Below are 323 nucleotides of genomic sequence, written 5' to 3'. Positions count from 1 at the left end.
TCTTGTCCGGAGACGATCACTAGAACTTATAGTGTAACCGATATTTGTAATAATCAAATTCTTGTAACTCAAAATATTATTATCAACGATACAACATTACCTACTGTTTCTGGTTCTATTGCTGAATCTACGGTAGAGGGTTGTACTGCTACTGATGCTACTGCTCCTGTTAATACTGTCGCCGCTCTAGAAGCTCTTGGGCTTGCTATTGCTGATAACTGTACTACAGATGCAAACCTTGTGGTGACTAACTCTGATAGTGCTACTGGTACCTGTCCAATCGTTGTTACTAGAACGTATACTATTACGGATGATTGTGGTAA

Annotated in this window: 1 protein-coding gene; it reads left to right on the top strand. The window is 39.3% G+C overall.

All coding sequences use genetic code 11. The features are described 5' to 3' along the window. On the top strand, positions 1-323 hold a 323-nt coding region (locus Q4Q35_RS15540; protein WP_303278922.1), incomplete at both ends, for a hypothetical protein.

This window comes from Flavivirga aquimarina (genome assembly GCF_030540835.1).
Lineage (GTDB): Bacteria > Bacteroidota > Bacteroidia > Flavobacteriales > Flavobacteriaceae > Flavivirga > Flavivirga aquimarina.
This window is presented reverse-complemented; position numbering and strand designations above follow the sequence as displayed.